Origin of the sequence: Streptomyces sp. NPDC005706 (assembly GCF_040631045.1) — a bacterium.
Taxonomy (GTDB): domain Bacteria; phylum Actinomycetota; class Actinomycetes; order Streptomycetales; family Streptomycetaceae; genus Streptomyces.
The window spans coordinates 1-15,742 of record NZ_JBEXYS010000042.1 but is presented as its reverse complement, the minus strand read 5'-3'; the positions used below and the strand labels follow the sequence as shown (position 1 = coordinate 15,742).

Here is a 15,742-nt window from a genome sequence, read left to right as displayed (position 1 = left end):
CTCCTCGGCTCCTGAGCCGTCGTCGCGGGACACGATGAGGCGGATGTCGCAGTTCTGGGGACGCCGAATCAACTTGCCGGCCCAACGCACGCCTTCCTCGTCGGGCTATGTGGCCACGATGTCCCCGCAGACGCTGCGTCCAACGAACTGCGCAGGCGACTTGACCCTCTCCTTACGTCAGGCTTGAGGCTGTGTGCCGACGAAAGGGCGGGTGGATGAGCTACTCCGTGGGACAGGTCTCGGCCTTCGCCGGTGTGACGGTACGTACGCTGCATCACTACGACAAGGCAGGGCTGCTCTCGCCAAGCGACCGCAGCCACGCCGGCTACCGGCTCTACAGTGACGCCGACCTGGTCCGTCTCCAGCAGATCCTCTTCTACCGCGAGCTCGGATTCCCCCTGGACGAGATCGCTGCGATCCTCAAGGACCCGCTGTCGAACGCCGTGGAACATCTGCGCGCCCGGCAAAGGCAGTTGAGTGAGGAGATCGCCAGGCTGCAACGGCTCGCCGAGGTGGCGGAACGGGCGATAGAGGTCCAGCAGACCGGGGTGCCCCTGACTCCCCAGGAACGCTTCGATGTCTTCGGCGAGATCACTTTCGATCTGAGCTATGCCACCGAGGCGGAGCTGAGATGGGCGCAGTCGCCTGGACAGCGCGAGGCAATGACTCGCGCGGCCGCCCATACCAAGGACGACTGGCGGCAGCTCATGTGCGAGGCATCCGCGTGGCGCGCTGAGCTGCTCGCGGCCTTCGACGAGGGAGAACCGTACGACGGCGAGCGGGCCATGGACTTGGCCGAAGAGCATCGCCTGCACATCTCACGGTGGTTCACCTCCTGCCCACCGGACATGCACCGACGCATCGCGGACGACTTCGTCGCCGAACCGCGCGCTTTCGCCCTGGTCGTACCGCCGTCGCAGCAGCGCCCGGGCCTGGCCGCCTACATGTGCAAGGCAGTGCACGCCAACGCGGCCCGCCGCGCGGTCGGCCGAACCGATTCCGAGGAGGACCGATGGGGATTCTGATCGCCGCTGCCGGATCGCGCGGCGACGTCGTGCCCTACACGGGCCTGGGCGCGGAACTACGCCGGGCCGGACACGACGTGGCCGTGGCCACCGCGGAAACCTTCGCGCCCCTCGTCCGCGGCGCCGGGCTGGACTTCCGCAGCCTCCCCGCCGACCCGCGGGGGCACGGCGGCGTGTCGGGCAAGCGGGAACTGATGCGTACCGCTGCCTCGTTCATCACCGAACTGGGCCAGGGGTTCGCCGATGTGATGGCCGACGGCCCGGATCTGCTTCTGCTGTCGACCACCACAGCTCCCCTGGGCTGGCATATCGCCGAGGCCACAGGCACACCGAGCATCGGTGTGTACCTCCAGCCCACCGCACCGACCGGCGACTTCCCGCCCGTCGTCACCGGCTCACGCTGGCTGGGCCGTCCCGCCAACCGGATGGCCGGGCGTTTCGCTCTTCGCATGGCGGACCGGGTCTTCGAACAGGCGGTGGCGAAGTTGCGCCACCGTCTTCAACTGCCTCCGGCCTCCGCTTCCGCGATGCGCAGACGGCAGGAACAGACGAACTGGCCCATCCTGCACGGTTTCAGCACGGTACTGGCGCCTCGCCCCTCCGACTGGCGCCCCGGTCTGGAGGTCGTGGGCAACTGGTGGCCCTTTCACGATCCGTCCGACCGGCTGCCCACTGCTCTGGAGGACTTCCTCAGTGCCGGGCCCCGGCCCGTGCTCATCGGCTTCGGGAGCATGGCGGCCGGCGACGGGGAACGGCTGAGCGAGCTCGCCGTGCGAGCACTGCGCCGCGCCGGGCTGCGCGGCATCCTCCAAGCCGGCAGTGCCGGGCTCGCGGCCGACGGCGATGATGTGCTCACCATCGGGGACGTACCGCACGCCCTGCTGTTCCCACGGCTGGCTGCTGTGGTCCACCATGCGGGGGCCGGCACATCGGCCGCCGCGCTGCGCGCCGGAGTGCCCGCGGTCACCGTGCCGGTGGCTGCCGACCAGCCGTTCTGGGGAGGACGACTCGCAGTCCTCGGTGCCGCCACCGACCCGATCCCCTTCCGATCCCTGACTGCCGAACGGCTCGCCGACTCACTCGACCGGGTCGTGAAGCAGCAGGCATACACACGAGCGGCCGTGAGAGGCGCGCGACACATGATGACCGAGGATGGAGCGGGTCAGGTCCTCAAGACCATCCGGCAAATGGCGAGATGCAGCTAGGGCCTGTTGTGAAAGTGCTGGTCACAGCGTTTCGTTGACGGTTGCGACCAGCACGGTCGCGTGACGGCGGACCGCGAGCCGACCCATAATGCCGTGCCGTCGGAACGGACGACGGGAGACACTGGCGCCGTGAATCAGCTTCAGGAGATTGTGGCATTGGCCAGCGGTGTGCTGGGCGGGGATGTCATCGGCGCCTACCTTCACGGGTCTGCCGTGCTTGGTGACCTCAGGCCGGCCAGCGACGTGGACGTGCTCGTCGTCTCCCGACGGTCGATGGACGAGCGGCAGCGACGGGCGCTCCTCGGTGGGCTGCTCGGGATCTCCGGCTCCCGCAACAAGGTCCGCCCGGTCGAGCTCACCGTGGTCGTCCAGTCCGAGGTCCAGCCATGGCAATACCCTCCGACCTGCGACTTCCTGTACGGCGAGTGGCTGCGAGCCGAGTACGAGGCAGGGGAGGTCCCCCGGCCGGAGCCGATGCCCGATCTGGCCCTGCTGATCACCATGGTGCTGACCGGCGACCACCCACTCACCGGCCCGCGGCCGGCACAAGTCCTCGGTCCCGTCCCGCACTCTGACCTGGTCCGGGCGAGCGTGGCAGGCATCCCCGACCTGCTCGACAACCTTGACGGTGACACGCGCAACGTCCTGCTGACCTTCGCACGCATCTGGACCACGCTGGCCACCGGCCGGATCAGGTCGAAGGACGCTGCCGCCGACTGGGCACTCGCCCGGCTCCCGCCCGAACACCGTCCTGTCCTGGGACACGCCAGGCAGCTCTATCTCAACTGCCGCTACTGCGAAGAAAGCTGGAGCGAGACATTGCGGGCCCAGGTACGTCCGCATGTGGACCGCGTGCTCGCCGAGATCGACCGGGTGAGCGCCCGGAGCTAGCGGACATACGAACCGCTTCCTGAGCTCCTTATCACTGGGAGTGTTACGACCGTGCTGGTCGCAGCCACCAGTTGATGGCCGCGACCAGCACGGTCGCTTCATGGCGGACGGCGAGCCCGTCGTATCTCGTTGCCACGGCTCGGTGTCGTTTGCGGCGATTGATCCCGCACTCCACCGCGTGGCGCACCTTGCGGTCGTCCTTGTCGAACTTGGGTGGGCGTCCGCCACGGGAGCCGAAGCTTCTTGCGGTTGCGGACCTGGTCCGCCTTCTCCGGGATCGTGCAGCCGATTCGGCGTCTGCACAGGTAGGCCCGGTTCGCGCGGGAGCCGTACGCCTTATCCGCACGGACCCTGTCCGGCTTGGTGCGCGGTCGGCCCGGACCCGTGCGGGGCACCCGGATGCTCTCCAGGACCGGCTGGAACTGCGGGCTGTCGTGGCGCTGGCCAGCGGTGACAAGCAGCGACAGTGGCACCCAAGCAGCCTGATCGCCCCGATTGGCGCACCCTCGCGGACAACGCACCAGCTGGAAGGGGTTGCCCTCATCTCCCGCGATACGGTGCTGTCATGTCTCGATCAGTCGAAACCGGATCAGTCTTGTCTCCCGTCACCGCGGACGACGTCGACCTTGCCGTGCGGCTCGCCGTGGGCATCCTTCGGGAGGCACCCCCGGAGGGGTGGGGCGATAAGGCCGGTTCGCTGGAGTGGGACTGCTGGGAGACTGTCGAGCACATCGCCAACGACCTGTTCTACTACGCCGTGCAGCTGGGACCGCAGAGCCCGCCGCTGGACACCCATGTGCCGTTCGCGTTGAGCCGGAAGAGGCCGGACGGACCCATGGTCTTCGCCTACGCGGACCGTGATGCGGGTCCGGCCGGCCTGGTGCAGGTGCTGGAGGCGTGCGGCGCGCTGCTGGTCGCCATGGTGCGTACGACGCCGTCCCGGGTCCGCGCCCACCACGCCGCCGGGGTGTCGGACCCTGAAGGGTTCGCGGCGTTGGGGGTGCGGGAAACGCTGGTGCACATGCACGATGTGGCGGAAGGCTTCGGGCTTGCCTGGACCCCGCCCTCCGCTCTCTGCTCGCGGGTGCTCGCCCGCCTGTTTCCGAAGGCTCCGGGCGGTGCGGATCCCTGGCTCACCCTGTTGTGGGCCACCGGCCGCGCCGAACTGCCGGGGCACCCTCGTCTCACCACGTGGCGCTCGGACAGCACACCGCGGTCATAGGAGCGGATCGGCTTCAGCCACGGCCAGGCTGATGATCGTGCCCTTGACGCGGCGCCACCCTGCGGAAAGAAGTAGAACTCACCGTTGAGACCAGCGATGCGGCCGTCGAGCGACGCCGACGTAGTACACGACCTTCCGCAAAATATCTCCCCCACGCGTAGTACTCTGCTTGAAGTGGTTTCAGCGTAGTACTACATGCGGAGTGGCTTCGATGGCGAGACGGAACGACCAGCGGCGCGCGGCCCTCGTCGACGCGGCGATCGAGGTACTGGCCCGGGAAGGCGCACGCGGTCTGACGTTCCGGGCCGTGGATGCCGAGGCAGCAGTTCCCGCAGGCACGGCGTCCAACTACTTCCCCAGCCGCGACGACCTGCTCACCCAGGCCGGGGCCCGGGTGTACGAGCGACTCCAGCCCGACGAGGCCACGATCGCCCGCCAGCGGGCGGCCGGCCGCGACCGGGAAACCTATGCGGAGCTGATGCGTGAACTCGTCGGCCGCATCACCTCGTTCCGCACCGGTTACCTCGCCCTGCTGGAACTCCGCCTCGAAGCCACCCGTCGTCCCGAACTGCGCAAGGTCCTCACGGAGCGAGTCCGGGCCGACGTCGACGCCAACGTCGCCTATCACGAGGCCTCCGGCCTCCCCGGCGACACCACGGCGGTCAAGCTGCTCATACTGACGCTGAACTGGCTGATCGTGGAACAGCTCACCCTGCCGGACGTTTTCACGGAGGCGGAGCGTGAAGAACTGGTGACGGCCGCCGTGGAGCGCATCGTGGCGGCGGAGTAGCCGCCCGGCCCCGGACTGGCCCAGCCGGCCGGCGCTCACCTCCACCCGCCACCTTATCGAACGCGCATTCGCGTGTGGTGGACGACAATCAGTCGATCACCGTTCTAGAATCGTAAATGTGTTCGATGATCTGCCTCCCGACCTGCCCAGCCTGCGCGTGCTGCGCATCTGGCACGCCATGTGGCTGGCACGAGTCGACGCCAAGATCGCCCGGCTGCGAGAACGCGAACAGCAGCAGGCTCGGGCGACCGCCACGGCCGCCGACCGGGCACCGGACTGGCTGCTCGAGTACGGGCTGAACCGGGACGCCCGGCCCAACGCCGTACACACCGGGGACTGCCGCATGGCGGGCAAGCGATCGAAGCCGGTCGACGCGGACACCGCCAGGCACGCACTGGTCGGCGGCGTCACCGCGTGTTCCTTCTGCCGCCCCGACACGGAACTGGGGATCATCGACTGACCGCCGGCCCTGGCCGCGAGGCCCGTGCGAGGAGCTCGGCCGGCCCTGTGACGCCGCCCCGGTCCGCGTGGCGGGGGATGCGCCCGCGCGCGCCCCGGCCGGGTTTGAGATGGCTGTGCCGCAGGAGAGCTGACCTTCGGGGCCGGTCGGGCCGGTCCCCTGAGCGCCGGACAGCCCGACCGTGGCCGCGCGGCAGCGGACCGGGCGGAGCGGTTCGGTGCTGTGCGGCGGGTGGGGAGGATCGGGGTGAAGTGTTCCGTTGGAGGCCGCGACGAGGCGCGTACCTCGCCGAACGGCGTCCAGGTGGGCCGAGGACGGGAGAGGGGGACGGCTCCCGTCCTCGGCCGATGACCGGCCTGCGGTCTCCGGCTCAGCCGGAGATCTCCTTGCGGTCGGGCCCTGCCCCGATGACGACCTTGCGGGGCTTGGCGCGTTCCGCGATCGGGATGCGCAGGGTGAGCACGCCGGCGTCGTAGTCGGCCTTGATGCGTTCGGTGTCCAGGGTGTCGGCCAGGACGATCTGGCGGGAGAAGACGCCCAGTGGCCGCTCGGACAGTTCCATCTGCACGTCGTCGGACTTCGCCGCGGGCCGGCGTTCGGCCTTGACGGTGAGCATGTTCCGCTCGACGTCGATGTCGATCGCCTCGGGGCTGACGCCGGGCAGGTCGAAGGCCACGACGTACTCGTCGCCGTCGCGGTAGGCGTCCATCGCCATCGCGGACGGCCGTGACCAGGTGCCTGGGCCCATCATCTGCTGGGCCAGCCGGTCGAGTTCACGGAAGGGGTCAGTGCGCATCAACATGGAAAAACACCTCCAGCGGGTACAGGCAGAAGCTGCCAATGCGCCTCACGGAACCGTTGTAGCATGTCGTCCAATGGATGACAATCTCGGAGTCGTCCAGACGACGACGCCCTGGAGGAGGTGCCATGACGACAGCGGATCGACCCGACCGACGGGGCCCGGCCCCGACCGACGCCCGGGGTCCGGCGTCGTTCCTCGCTGCCGCGGCAGCCCTGGAAGCCATAGACGACGCCCTGCGTGCTGCCCAGCAGCAGGCCCCAGCCGCTTCCGCCGCGCCCGGTGAGGGTCCGGAGCGGGCTCTGGCCTCCTTGCTGTTGCTGCGCCACGTCCGTGAGCAGCTCGCCGGGTGGGAGACCGGTCTGATCGAGACCGCCCGCGGCGCGGGTGCCAGCTGGGCCGACCTCGCCCGGCCCCTCGGCGTCGCCAGCCGCCAGGCCGCCGAGCGCCGCTATCTGCGCAACCGGCCCGGCCCCGCCGGAACCACCGGCGAGCAGCGCGTCCAGGCCACCCGTGAGCACCGCGCCGCGCAGCGAAGCACCGACGCCTGGGCCCGGAGCAACGCCGCCGACCTGCGCCGCATCGCCGCCCAGATCACCGCCCTCACCGATCTGCCCACCGCCGCCCGGCACCCGCTGAGCGAACTCGACGCCGCCCTCGCCCAGGACGATCCCGCAGCCCTCATCCGTCCGTTGAACGCCGCCCGCCCCCACCTGACGGCCCACCCCGACCTCGCCGCCCGGCTCGACACCCTCGCCACGGCCGCCACCGACCCCGGCTAGCCGACGGCAGCCACGGCGCCCGCCGAAACGGCGACGAGGCCCAGCGGTGGTGTCCGGGCGGGCGCCCGACGAGTTCACCGAGAGGTGAGCGGCAGGGTGGGGCTGCTGCCGTCGGCCCGCCACCACGAACCCCACACGACCGAACGGCGGCGACCCATAGCTTTACGTCTGACGCTTTTTCAGTGACTGAGTCAGTTGTCCGATGACAAGACCTGTGAGGTATACGCAAACATGTCAACCGAAACGTTTGAATTCCAGGTGGAGGCCCGTCAGCTGCTGCAGCTGATGATCCACTCCGTCTACTCGAACAAGGACGTCTTCCTCCGCGAGCTCGTCTCCAACGCCTCCGACGCGCTGGACAAGCTGCGCCTCGAGAAGCTGCGGCACAGCACCCTCGACGCCGACGTGTCCGACCTGCACATCGAGCTCGAGGTCGACAAGGACGCCCGCACGCTGACCGTGCGCGACAACGGCATCGGCATGTCCTACGACGAGGTGGGACGGCTCATCGGCACGATCGCTCACTCGGGCACCGCCCAGTTCCTGCAGGAACTGCGGGAGGCCAAGGAAGGGACCGAGGAAGGCCTCATCGGCCAGTTCGGCGTCGGCTTCTACTCCGGCTTCATGGTGGCGGACGCGGTGACCCTGGTGACGCGGCGCGCCGGGGAGAGCGAGGGCACCCGCTGGACGTCACGCGGCGAGGGCACCTACACGCTGGAGGCGGTGGCCGACGCACCGCAGGGCACCTCGGTCACCCTCCACCTCAAGCCGGCCGACCCGGAAAACCAACTCCACGACTACACCTCTCCGTTCAAGATCCGGGAGATCATCAAGCGCTACTCGGACTTCATCACCTGGCCCATCCGCATGGCGTCCGAGGGTACGGGCCCGGACGGCGGGAGCCCGGAGGACCGGAGCGACGAGACGCCCGCCCCCGAGACGCTCAACTCCACGAAGGCGCTCTGGGCGCGCTCCCGCGACGAGGTGTCCGAAGAGGAGTACCACGAGCTGTACAAGCACGTCGGACACGACTGGCGCGACCCGTTGGAGACGATCCGGCTCCAGGCGGAGGGAACGTTCGAGTACCAGGCCCTGCTGTTCCTGCCCGCCCACGCCCCCTACGACCTGTTCAACCGGGACTACAAGCGGGGCCTGCAGCTCTACGTCAGGCGCGTGCTCATCATGGAGGACTGCGAGGCGCTGCTGCCGCCCTACCTCCGCTTCGTCAAGGGCGTCGTCGACGCGGCAGACCTCTCGCTCAACGTCTCCCGGGAGATCCTCCAGCAGGACCGCCACATCGACATGATGCGCCGCCGTCTGACGAAGAAGGTCATCTCCACCGTCAAGGACATGATGACCAAGGAACCGGAGCGATACGCCACGTTCTGGGGGGAGTTCGGCACCGTCCTCAAGGAGGGGCTGGTGACCGACCCGGACAACCGCGACGCGCTCCTCGCCGTGGCCTCGTTCGCGAGCACCCACGATGACACCGAGCAGACCACGCTCAAGCAGTACCTGGAGCGAATGAAGGACGGGCAGGACGACATCTACTACCTGACCGGCGAGTCCCGGCAAAGCATCGAGAACTCCCCGCACATGGAAGCGTTCCGGGATCGCGGCATCGAGGTGCTGCTGCTCACCGATCCCGTCGACGAAGTCTGGGCCGACGCCGTCGGTACGTACGAAGGAAAGAAACTGCGGTCCGTCGCCAAGGGCCGCATCGACCTCGACACCGACGACGCCGCATCCGAGAGCGAGCAGAAGAAGCAGAGCGAGGAATACACCGGGCTCCTCGACTGGATGACGAAGCAACTGGGTGACGAGGTCAAGGAGGTGCGCCTGTCGTCCCGGCTGACCGTCTCCCCCGCCTGCGTGGTCTCCGATGCCGACGACCTGACCCCGGCCCTGGAAAACATGTACCGCGCGATGGGCCAAGAAGTGCCCCGCACCAAGCGCATTCTGGAGCTCAACCCTCAACACCAGTTGGTCAAGGACCTCAACCAGGCCCATGCGGAGCGCTCGGAGGACACGACGCTCACGGAGACCGCCGAAATCCTCTACGGCCTGGCCGTGCTCGCCGAAGGCGGCCAGCCCAAGGACCCGGCACGCTTCGTGAAGCTGACGGCAGACCGCCTGCAACGCTCACTCTGACCGGCGCTGCCGTACCGGCCGCGCCGGTACGGCAGCACAACCGAGCGCGCACGGCCGAACCAAAGCCCTGGAGCGGGCGGATGAAGAGGTCATCGAGTGCGAGCGCAAGGATCAACCGGCGCCACCGCGACGGCGGGCGCCGCCCCCGTCGCGGTGGCGCCGGTACCGCTGCTCTCCGCGCGCCTGGCAGGCTGCGTGAAGCGAGTTCACCCCCTCTAGGGGGCCGCAGTGCCTAGGGTGCCGCAGTGCCGTCGTTGATGTCCGCCGGGGCGGCTGCGGGAGCGTCCGCAGCCCGGCTCGCCTGCTCGTCGGCCGCGTCCAGCAGGCGTAGGGCGGGCGGGTTGACGGGTTGGGGTGTTCCCTGCAGGTCGTACTGGAACAGTGCGACCTCCTGCTGGGTTGCCCATGCGATGGCCGGCGGGGTGTAGCCGGCCATCGAGAAGAACAGTGCGGCACGCTGCTCGGCGATCGCCACCCCGTGAAGTTGCTGAACGGTAGGACGGGTGGTGCGGCTGCCTTCCTTCTTCACCTGCGCCACAGCACGCTCGGCGAGGACGTCTATGCCCCCGTCCGCACCGACAGGAGTGGCCGCGGCATCGGTGAAGCCCAGGTAGCGCATCCAGTCGACGGCCGCGAGTTCCGCGTCCCGGGCGTCGCGTATCAGCCGTTCCGCGGGGCGATGGACAGCGGCAGCGGGCAGCGCGGCCGCTGCGGCTTCTTCGCGGGCCGCCAACGCGACCCGCAGGCGTGAGTACCGGGCGAACCGAAAAGCCAAGTCCCCGACGCTCAGGTGTCCGAAAGCCGTCTCGGACGCCTCCCACACGTCCTCGGGCCGGGGATCGAACCGGTAGGAGACGCCCTTGTCCGATACGGCCGCTCCCCGGTCGGTAAGGATCAGCAGAGCGGGGCGTGCTCTCCCCTCGGTCACCGACTGCTCGACACACAGGATGCGTTCGTCCACGGCGACGTGCCGGCGGGCCAGACGCTCCGCCTCCGCCTGAAGACGTGGATTGCGCTCGCCGAGCGTCTTCTCCAAGCAGTGGGCGATCGCCTCGTCCTGCGGCGTTCCCCGCGCCGGGAGATCGTCGAGCAGTTCCCGCACCGCTCGTCGCATCGTCCGCGCCGCTTCGCGTGCCCGGCGATTCTCGAGGGCGGCGGCAGCGGCCTGCCGCTCCTGCTCGGCCCGCGCAGCGGCTTGGGCCCTCTGCCGGGTGTAGCGGGCTGCGTCACGTTCATGGCGGGCCGTATTACGCCGACCAGCGGGTGTCTTGTTGAGCAGCCACAAGATCAATGCGGCGAGAAGGAAGACGGCTGTCGCGCTCGCCCACACGACGGTGGACACAAAGGCGCCCACCAGCAGGACGAGCAGTGCGATCACCATGACGACGGCGAGCAGCGCCGTGATCATCTCGACACGGCTGTCGCCCGGCGAACGCGGTGCCGGCCGGCCCTGCGTGTCGCCGTCATCAGCCACCGCTGCCCCGGATTCCTTCGCCGGCTGCCGGCCCACGGCCGCCCGGCCGACCCCACCGCAGCCTCCGGCACCCTGACCGTGGTAGCCGATGCCCCCCTCGTTCACCGGTGCTCTGCGCCCACACACCGGACACTTACCGCGTTCCACCGAACCCCCTCATTGCGCCCCCCTGTTGGTAGAAGGATGAACGATAATGGAAGGACGTCAAAACAGCTCGGGCAGGGCAGCCCCTCACCGGCACCGGGACGGGGAAGAGACTCTGAGGGGACGTTGCAGCGCGGCCGGCCGTGGCGGTTGGCAGTGATCGACGCGATCGCCTGGAAGTCCCGGACCGGATCGCGGTGAGACCTCGGCGCCAGCGCGGGCTGGGACATGAGCGCCGCCGGTGATCTCCGATCCGCTGATCCGCGAACTTCCCGTGATCCGCGCGCTCGGGCCGACGGAGTGTCGGACCGGTTCGGTTTGTCCCTCGGCGGAGCATGGTGGTGACCATGCAGAAAATCTCCCTCGACGCCCGCGCTCGCGAAAACCTGGAGCGGGCCGCCACGTCCACCACCGGCCGCAGCGCGGAGACCGTTTACGGCGGCCACGAACACGCCCTGCGCCAGACCCTCATCGCCCTGCGCGCCGGCACCACCCTGGCCGAACACGACAATCCCGGCGAGGCCACCGTCCTCGTGCTGCGCGGTCGGGTGCGGCTGCGGAGCGGCGACGAGGCATGGGAGGGGACGGCCGGGGACCTGCTTCCCATACCGCCCGCCCGTCACAGCCTCGAGGCCCTCGAAGACGCGGCCGCGCTGCTGACCGTCGTCGTGGCCCCCTGACTTCGGCTGTCCGGGCGGGATCCGCTCGGTTCCTTCCCTGGCGGGCACCGAGCGCTGGACATCTATCCGGGGCTGCCGGTTTCCCGTGAGCACTGGCTGACGCAAGCACACCAAGTCACTGGCCTCGCCCTCCGAGTCCTCCTGACGCACGCTCCCCCGCCATAGCCGGGTCCGGCTGTGGCGGGGAACCTCGCCTTGGAGCTCACCTGGTACCCGGTAGCGGAGTTGCTGTGCAGCCCTCGCGTTGACCACCGCTTGAGGAGTTCGATCCCGACCCCAGGTGATGGCGGCCCCTGCGAGCATGGGTGCCGCACATGATCGCCGCGCGCCCACTGCTGTCCGTGGTCGTTGATGTCAATGCTGGGCCGGCAGAACAGCTGGCACCGGGCAGACGTGCAACGGCTTGCCTGGCTGGCGTCCCGTCCACACCGGACATGCCGACGGGCACACTTCCACAGCGATCGACCGGCCGGCGAGAGTGCGGTTGCGGCAGTCTGCTTGGATGCCGGAGATGACGACGAGTTCTTCTGTTCCCCGTGCAGACGACGCCGATTCCGACCGCCTGAGGGCCCTGCTGGAACGTGCCGCCAAAGGGCAAGACAGTCAGGCCTGGAGCGACCTCTGGACGGAGCTCTACCACAACGGCTCTCTGGATGTGGCCCATCCGCTGGTGCTACCCGCGCTGGCAGACGTGGCGGACGCCGACAACGCCGACATGGCAGCTTCGGCCCTCCACCTGGCCGGCGCCCTTCTCGTCCAGGCCGACCAGCGGTACGAGACCCGGAATCTGCGGCACCAGTACGCGCCGGAAGTCACACGCCTACTGGATGCCGCAAACCGGTGGCGGCAGGTCACCGCCGACCGGAACGACTACTGCAGTCTGGTTGAGGCGGTCCTGAACCTGGAGGGCGACATCCGCTGGGCGGAACACTTGATCTGGGGCATCGTCAACGAGGAATACGAACTCGAGTGCCCCGATCCCCATGGGTGCGCGTCGCTGTGGGTGATCATCGGAGAACGGGACTTCTTCAGTGCGGCGGAGGACTACGCCCTTTCCGATGACAGCGAAGCCCTTCCTCTCCATCCGACCGATCCCCGCGCCCTGAAAGGTCTCGGCCGGCGCCTCTACGACCTCGCCTGGGCCGACGGCCATGAGGAGGTCGCGCGCGCCTTGACTTATGCCTTCGGTGAGGCAACCTGCCCGGAGTGTGAACAGCGATTCTCCATCGTCGGACAGGTCGCCGCCTGTTCAAGCTGAAAACCGCGGGCGGCGGGGTCTTGCCCCCGCGACCTCTTCGTCCCGAAGCAACTTGGGTAGGAGCTCTGCGTTGGGCTGGTGTGCTGCTCACCTGCGTAGATGGTCCGCAGTCGTCCGCGGTTGCTCGTCGGCGCTGGCACGCAGTTAGACACTCACCCTTGCAATGGCAACCCCTTCCGCTTGGACCTCTAAGTGGTTCCCCCCTGACCGGGTCCAAGGGCACGGTAAGCAGCCCAGCCTGCCTGGGTGAGCGTCCAAGGATCCCCACGCCTCTCGTAAGGCTTCAGAAGACCTGCCTTAACCATCCGGTTCCGCTGCCAAGCGGTTCGGTTCTCCCACTTAACTTCTCCGTTGGATGGTTGCGGCAAGTGGTCGGTCTCGGTCAGCTGAGAACAGTATCGCTCTTCGATCCTCCGAAGTACGGCCTGCTTGGAACCCGCACCGCCCATTTCACCAAGCGTTGTGAGAAGCCAACGGCCAAGTACCTCGTGGGGTGTCAGTTGCATGCCGCGATCGTAGGATGCCGCTTGAGCCCGTGTGGCGCCCTCTGCTGAGAAAGTGGCACGGATACGGCTCCAGTTGGGGCGCTGCGCTCCGCTGGGAAGAAACGCCCCATCTTGCCGTACCGGCCGCCTCCAGGCGGAGAACCCGTATATCCCGGGCGCTCTGACCTGGGGTTTCTTGGCCTTCGAGGATAACCCGCCTGTCACTTTCAGTGGCCATTGGTCGGCCTCGGGCACCCTCGCACGGCCCACAGACGGCCCAGCTTTGGACCGACGGCCACGGCACCCCGCTCGCCGTCATTCTCACCGGCGGCAACCGCAACGACATCACCCAGCTCATCCCGCTGCTGGACGCCATCCCGCCCGTCCGTGGCCGGGTCGGCCACCCACGGCGCAGGCCGGACTCGCTGTTCGCCGACCGCGGGCTACGACCACGACATCTACCGCGACCAGGTCCGCGCCCGCGGCATCATCCCTGCCATCGCTCGCCGAAGCACCCGCCATGGCAGCGGGCTTGGCGTATACCGGTGGGTGGTGGAGCGGACCTTTGCCTGGCTCCACGGCTTCCGACGACTCCGCGTCCGCTGGGAACGCCGACTCGACATCCACGAAACTGGCCTGCTCCCTCATCACCTGTCGGACGGTTCGCTCACAGCTTCTCCGCTGTCTCGCGTTTGCCACAGCTCGCCTCCCTCGTACTTGCTCCGGAGCAGGGGAATCACCCCGCTGGGAATGCGGAACCCCTTCGCCCAGGAAGGGTCGGTAGCGTGGCCGTAGACGGTGGTGAGCAGGAAAGGCTCTCCTCCTGTCAGCACACCTATCGCTTGCAGATCCCTCGACAGGGTGCCGATCGGTTGGGTGAAGCCGCGGAGTCTGCGTGTCTCGTCGTAGCCGGCAAGCTCGTACACCGTCTCCCGGTCCACGAACCCGCCGTTTGCCGCAGCTGCAACGATTGCTTTGACTCGGGATGGGTAGCGCCTCATCAGCTCGTCCATGAACGCCGCCAGCGACTCCGCCGTCCAGGCTTCATCTTCGGAGTCTTTGTCGGCCGATGCCTCGCCCAGTTGCTCCAGGTCGCGGACCGAGCCCTCGTCCACGTTCAGTTCGAGGAGTTCTTTGGCCCAGCGGAGCAGTTCGCTTGGAGTGAGCATGTAGAGTCCCACGCCGGCCTGCTCCCGCAGTTCCTGGAGGAGTTCGGCACGTGGACGAGGCGGGATGTCGTATCCGCGGTTGGTCCACCAGTCCTTCTTCACGTCCCCCGTGACCAGTAGAACGTCGCACCCGCGGTGCCGGGCCTCCGCCATGAGCTGTACCCACACGAGGTAGTCACCGGCAGCTAGCTCGGGTTCCTTGGTGCGGAAGTCCTCGTGCCCCGGCGGTATCCCCTCGTCGGCGCGTTCCTGTGCCTCTTTCACGGCCTTGTCGTATTCGTCCGACGGCAGCGGCTCGCCGACCCGGCCGTGCAGAAGCGGTTCGAGGGCGTTGAGCACCGGGTCAGTGTGAGTAGTGGCAGTCTCCTTGAGTGCGTCGCACTCAGCCTGCGCCCGGATGAACTTCTTGAGGCTGCCGGCTGCTTTGGCGAGCTCGGTCAGGTCTCGGTCAGTCCGCTCTACAGCCTCTTCGTTGTCCTTGAGTTGGACGGCGGTCAGCCAAGTGGTCACTACTGTCCGGGCCGCGTTGACCGCCTTATCGAGCGCGGCGCTCGCCTCATTGGCCTTGGTCGCGTGGTGATGGCGTACGGTCGGCGACTCGCGGTTACGCCAGAACTCCGTGAGCACCTGGTGTGGAATCCACAGGCGCTCGCGAAGCCTGGCGAGGGCGGCAAGGGTGTCCCGGCGGGTGCTCTCGTTCGAGCGGTAGAGGTTGAGCAGCACATTGGTGTCAAGCACGACCAGACCGGAATCGAAGATCCGCTTGTAGTCGGAGCGGAGTGGGCTGCGATGGGCCTCGTCGCAGTCGAAGACGCCCCGGACTTGCGGCTGGTCGGACGTAGTGTGCGCTGCTGCCATGAGACGCTCCCCTGGAATCGTAAGGCGCATCACCCCCCCGGCTGGGTGTGCGGGGGAAAGTCTAGGACCGGATCGAGCCACTGCGACCGAGGAAACGGCGGCGGTTCCGACACCCGGACGTCCGCCGATCACCGACCGTCAGGGCTGGTCATCCGACACGATCCACGGCGAATTACCCATGGCCCGGACAACGGCCAACTGACCTGTCAGGCACGGCCAGCCGGAGCGATACACCTCGTTGTGTCGGCAGTTCTTAAGACGTCATCTCATTTGGCTGAGTAGGCTGCTGGCTGTGGTGGGGATTGTTGAGCGGCTGGTGCCGGATGAGTTGTGGGAGCTGTTTCAGCGG

The 15,742-nt window shown here is 68.2% G+C and carries 15 protein-coding genes and 1 pseudogene; 11 read left to right on the top strand and 5 right to left on the bottom strand.

Annotated features, from left to right (window positions below; genetic code table 11):
• Nucleotides 1-215: 215 nt before the first annotated feature.
• From ABZ478_RS36140 to ABZ478_RS36130, 3 genes are all read left to right on the top strand, one after another.
• Nucleotides 216-1,025, top strand: a complete 810-nt coding sequence (locus ABZ478_RS36140; protein ID WP_359556504.1) for a MerR family transcriptional regulator — start codon at nucleotides 216-218, stop codon at nucleotides 1,023-1,025.
• Nucleotides 1,013-2,230, top strand: coding sequence for a glycosyltransferase (locus ABZ478_RS36135; RefSeq protein ID WP_359556502.1), 1,218 nt, complete (start codon nucleotides 1,013-1,015; stop codon nucleotides 2,228-2,230). Before ABZ478_RS36140 ends, ABZ478_RS36135 begins: the two co-directional genes overlap by 13 nt.
• Before the next feature lie 129 nt (nucleotides 2,231-2,359).
• Nucleotides 2,360-3,121 carry an aminoglycoside adenylyltransferase family protein gene (locus ABZ478_RS36130; protein ID WP_359556499.1) on the top strand — a complete coding sequence of 254 codons (762 nt, stop codon included), beginning with the start codon at nucleotides 2,360-2,362 and terminating at the stop codon, nucleotides 3,119-3,121.
• A 98-nt stretch (nucleotides 3,122-3,219) separates the two neighbouring features.
• Here ABZ478_RS36130 and ABZ478_RS36125 read toward each other — a convergent pair whose 3' ends face one another.
• Nucleotides 3,220-3,594 (bottom strand): transposase, encoded by a 375-nt coding sequence (locus ABZ478_RS36125; protein WP_359556498.1) that lies wholly within the window; start codon nucleotides 3,592-3,594, stop codon nucleotides 3,220-3,222.
• A gap of 92 nt (nucleotides 3,595-3,686) precedes the next feature.
• On the opposite strand from ABZ478_RS36125, the gene ABZ478_RS36120 reads away from it, so the two are divergent.
• From ABZ478_RS36120 to ABZ478_RS36110, 3 genes are all read left to right on the top strand, one after another.
• Nucleotides 3,687-4,343 (top strand): hypothetical protein, encoded by a 657-nt coding sequence (locus ABZ478_RS36120; protein WP_359556496.1) that lies wholly within the window; start codon nucleotides 3,687-3,689, stop codon nucleotides 4,341-4,343.
• Between the two features lie 211 nt (nucleotides 4,344-4,554).
• Complete coding sequence (locus tag ABZ478_RS36115) at nucleotides 4,555-5,133, top strand: TetR family transcriptional regulator (RefSeq protein WP_359556494.1); 579 nt, start codon at nucleotides 4,555-4,557, stop codon at nucleotides 5,131-5,133.
• Between the two features lie 118 nt (nucleotides 5,134-5,251).
• Complete coding sequence (locus ABZ478_RS36110; protein ID WP_359556492.1) at nucleotides 5,252-5,593, top strand: DUF6233 domain-containing protein; 342 nt, start codon at nucleotides 5,252-5,254, stop codon at nucleotides 5,591-5,593.
• A gap of 370 nt (nucleotides 5,594-5,963) precedes the next feature.
• On the opposite strand, the gene ABZ478_RS36105 is transcribed toward ABZ478_RS36110, so the two are convergent.
• Complete coding sequence (locus tag ABZ478_RS36105) at nucleotides 5,964-6,395, bottom strand: Hsp20/alpha crystallin family protein (RefSeq protein ID WP_359556490.1); 432 nt, start codon at nucleotides 6,393-6,395, stop codon at nucleotides 5,964-5,966.
• A 125-nt stretch (nucleotides 6,396-6,520) separates the two neighbouring features.
• Here ABZ478_RS36105 and ABZ478_RS36100 point away from each other — a divergent pair, with 125 nt between their 5' ends.
• Both ABZ478_RS36100 and htpG read left to right on the top strand, forming a co-directional pair.
• A complete protein-coding gene (locus ABZ478_RS36100; RefSeq protein ID WP_359556488.1) occupies nucleotides 6,521-7,174 on the top strand; it encodes a type III effector protein in 654 nt (217 codons plus the stop codon).
• Nucleotides 7,175-7,405: 231 nt separating this feature from the next.
• Nucleotides 7,406-9,325 (top strand): molecular chaperone HtpG, encoded by a 1,920-nt coding sequence (gene htpG / locus ABZ478_RS36095; RefSeq protein ID WP_359556485.1) that lies wholly within the window; start codon nucleotides 7,406-7,408, stop codon nucleotides 9,323-9,325.
• Between the two features lie 232 nt (nucleotides 9,326-9,557).
• On the opposite strand, the gene ABZ478_RS36090 is transcribed toward htpG, so the two are convergent.
• Complete coding sequence (locus ABZ478_RS36090) at nucleotides 9,558-10,799, bottom strand: restriction endonuclease (protein WP_359556482.1); 1,242 nt, start codon at nucleotides 10,797-10,799, stop codon at nucleotides 9,558-9,560.
• 491 nt (nucleotides 10,800-11,290) lie between these two features.
• On the opposite strand from ABZ478_RS36090, the gene ABZ478_RS36085 reads away from it, so the two are divergent.
• Nucleotides 11,291-11,623 carry a cupin domain-containing protein gene (locus ABZ478_RS36085; RefSeq protein WP_359556480.1) on the top strand — a complete coding sequence of 111 codons (333 nt, stop codon included), beginning with the start codon at nucleotides 11,291-11,293 and terminating at the stop codon, nucleotides 11,621-11,623.
• Nucleotides 11,624-12,125: 502 nt separating this feature from the next.
• Nucleotides 12,126-12,881 carry a hypothetical protein gene (locus ABZ478_RS36080; protein ID WP_359556478.1) on the top strand — a complete coding sequence of 252 codons (756 nt, stop codon included), beginning with the start codon at nucleotides 12,126-12,128 and terminating at the stop codon, nucleotides 12,879-12,881.
• Between the two features lie 188 nt (nucleotides 12,882-13,069).
• Here the strand turns inward: ABZ478_RS36080 and ABZ478_RS36075 are convergent, their stop codons facing one another.
• The gene (locus ABZ478_RS36075; protein WP_359556475.1) at nucleotides 13,070-13,387 is read right to left on the bottom strand and encodes a winged helix-turn-helix domain-containing protein; all 318 of its coding nucleotides are present in this window, start codon (nucleotides 13,385-13,387) and stop codon (nucleotides 13,070-13,072) included.
• Nucleotides 13,388-13,656: 269 nt separating this feature from the next.
• Here ABZ478_RS36075 and ABZ478_RS36070 point away from each other — a divergent pair.
• A pseudogene (locus ABZ478_RS36070) lies at nucleotides 13,657-13,996 on the top strand (transposase); the annotation flags it as partial.
• A gap of 17 nt (nucleotides 13,997-14,013) precedes the next feature.
• On the opposite strand, the gene ABZ478_RS36065 reads toward ABZ478_RS36070, so the two are convergent.
• Nucleotides 14,014-15,393 (bottom strand): PIN-like domain-containing protein, encoded by a 1,380-nt coding sequence (locus ABZ478_RS36065; protein ID WP_359556472.1) that lies wholly within the window; start codon nucleotides 15,391-15,393, stop codon nucleotides 14,014-14,016.
• Nucleotides 15,394-15,742 lie beyond the last annotated feature (349 nt).

Excerpts from the sequence above, each read along its gene's own strand:
- ABZ478_RS36140 (WP_359556504.1), top strand. The coding sequence starts at position 216 with ATGAGCTACTCCGTGGGACAGGTCTCGGCCTTCGCCGGTGTGACGGTA.
- ABZ478_RS36135 (WP_359556502.1), top strand. The coding sequence starts at position 1,013 with ATGGGGATTCTGATCGCCGCTGCCGGATCGCGCGGCGACGTCGTGCCC.
- ABZ478_RS36120 (WP_359556496.1), top strand. The coding sequence starts at position 3,687 with ATGTCTCGATCAGTCGAAACCGGATCAGTCTTGTCTCCCGTCACCGCG.
- ABZ478_RS36115 (WP_359556494.1), top strand. The coding sequence starts at position 4,555 with ATGGCGAGACGGAACGACCAGCGGCGCGCGGCCCTCGTCGACGCGGCG.
- ABZ478_RS36105 (WP_359556490.1), bottom strand. The coding sequence starts at position 6,395 with ATGTTGATGCGCACTGACCCCTTCCGTGAACTCGACCGGCTGGCCCAG.
- ABZ478_RS36100 (WP_359556488.1), top strand. The coding sequence starts at position 6,521 with ATGACGACAGCGGATCGACCCGACCGACGGGGCCCGGCCCCGACCGAC.
- htpG (WP_359556485.1), top strand. The coding sequence starts at position 7,406 with ATGTCAACCGAAACGTTTGAATTCCAGGTGGAGGCCCGTCAGCTGCTG.
- ABZ478_RS36085 (WP_359556480.1), top strand. The coding sequence starts at position 11,291 with ATGCAGAAAATCTCCCTCGACGCCCGCGCTCGCGAAAACCTGGAGCGG.
- ABZ478_RS36080 (WP_359556478.1), top strand. The coding sequence starts at position 12,126 with ATGCCGGAGATGACGACGAGTTCTTCTGTTCCCCGTGCAGACGACGCC.
- ABZ478_RS36075 (WP_359556475.1), bottom strand. The coding sequence starts at position 13,387 with ATGCAACTGACACCCCACGAGGTACTTGGCCGTTGGCTTCTCACAACG.
- ABZ478_RS36065 (WP_359556472.1), bottom strand. The coding sequence starts at position 15,393 with ATGGCAGCAGCGCACACTACGTCCGACCAGCCGCAAGTCCGGGGCGTC.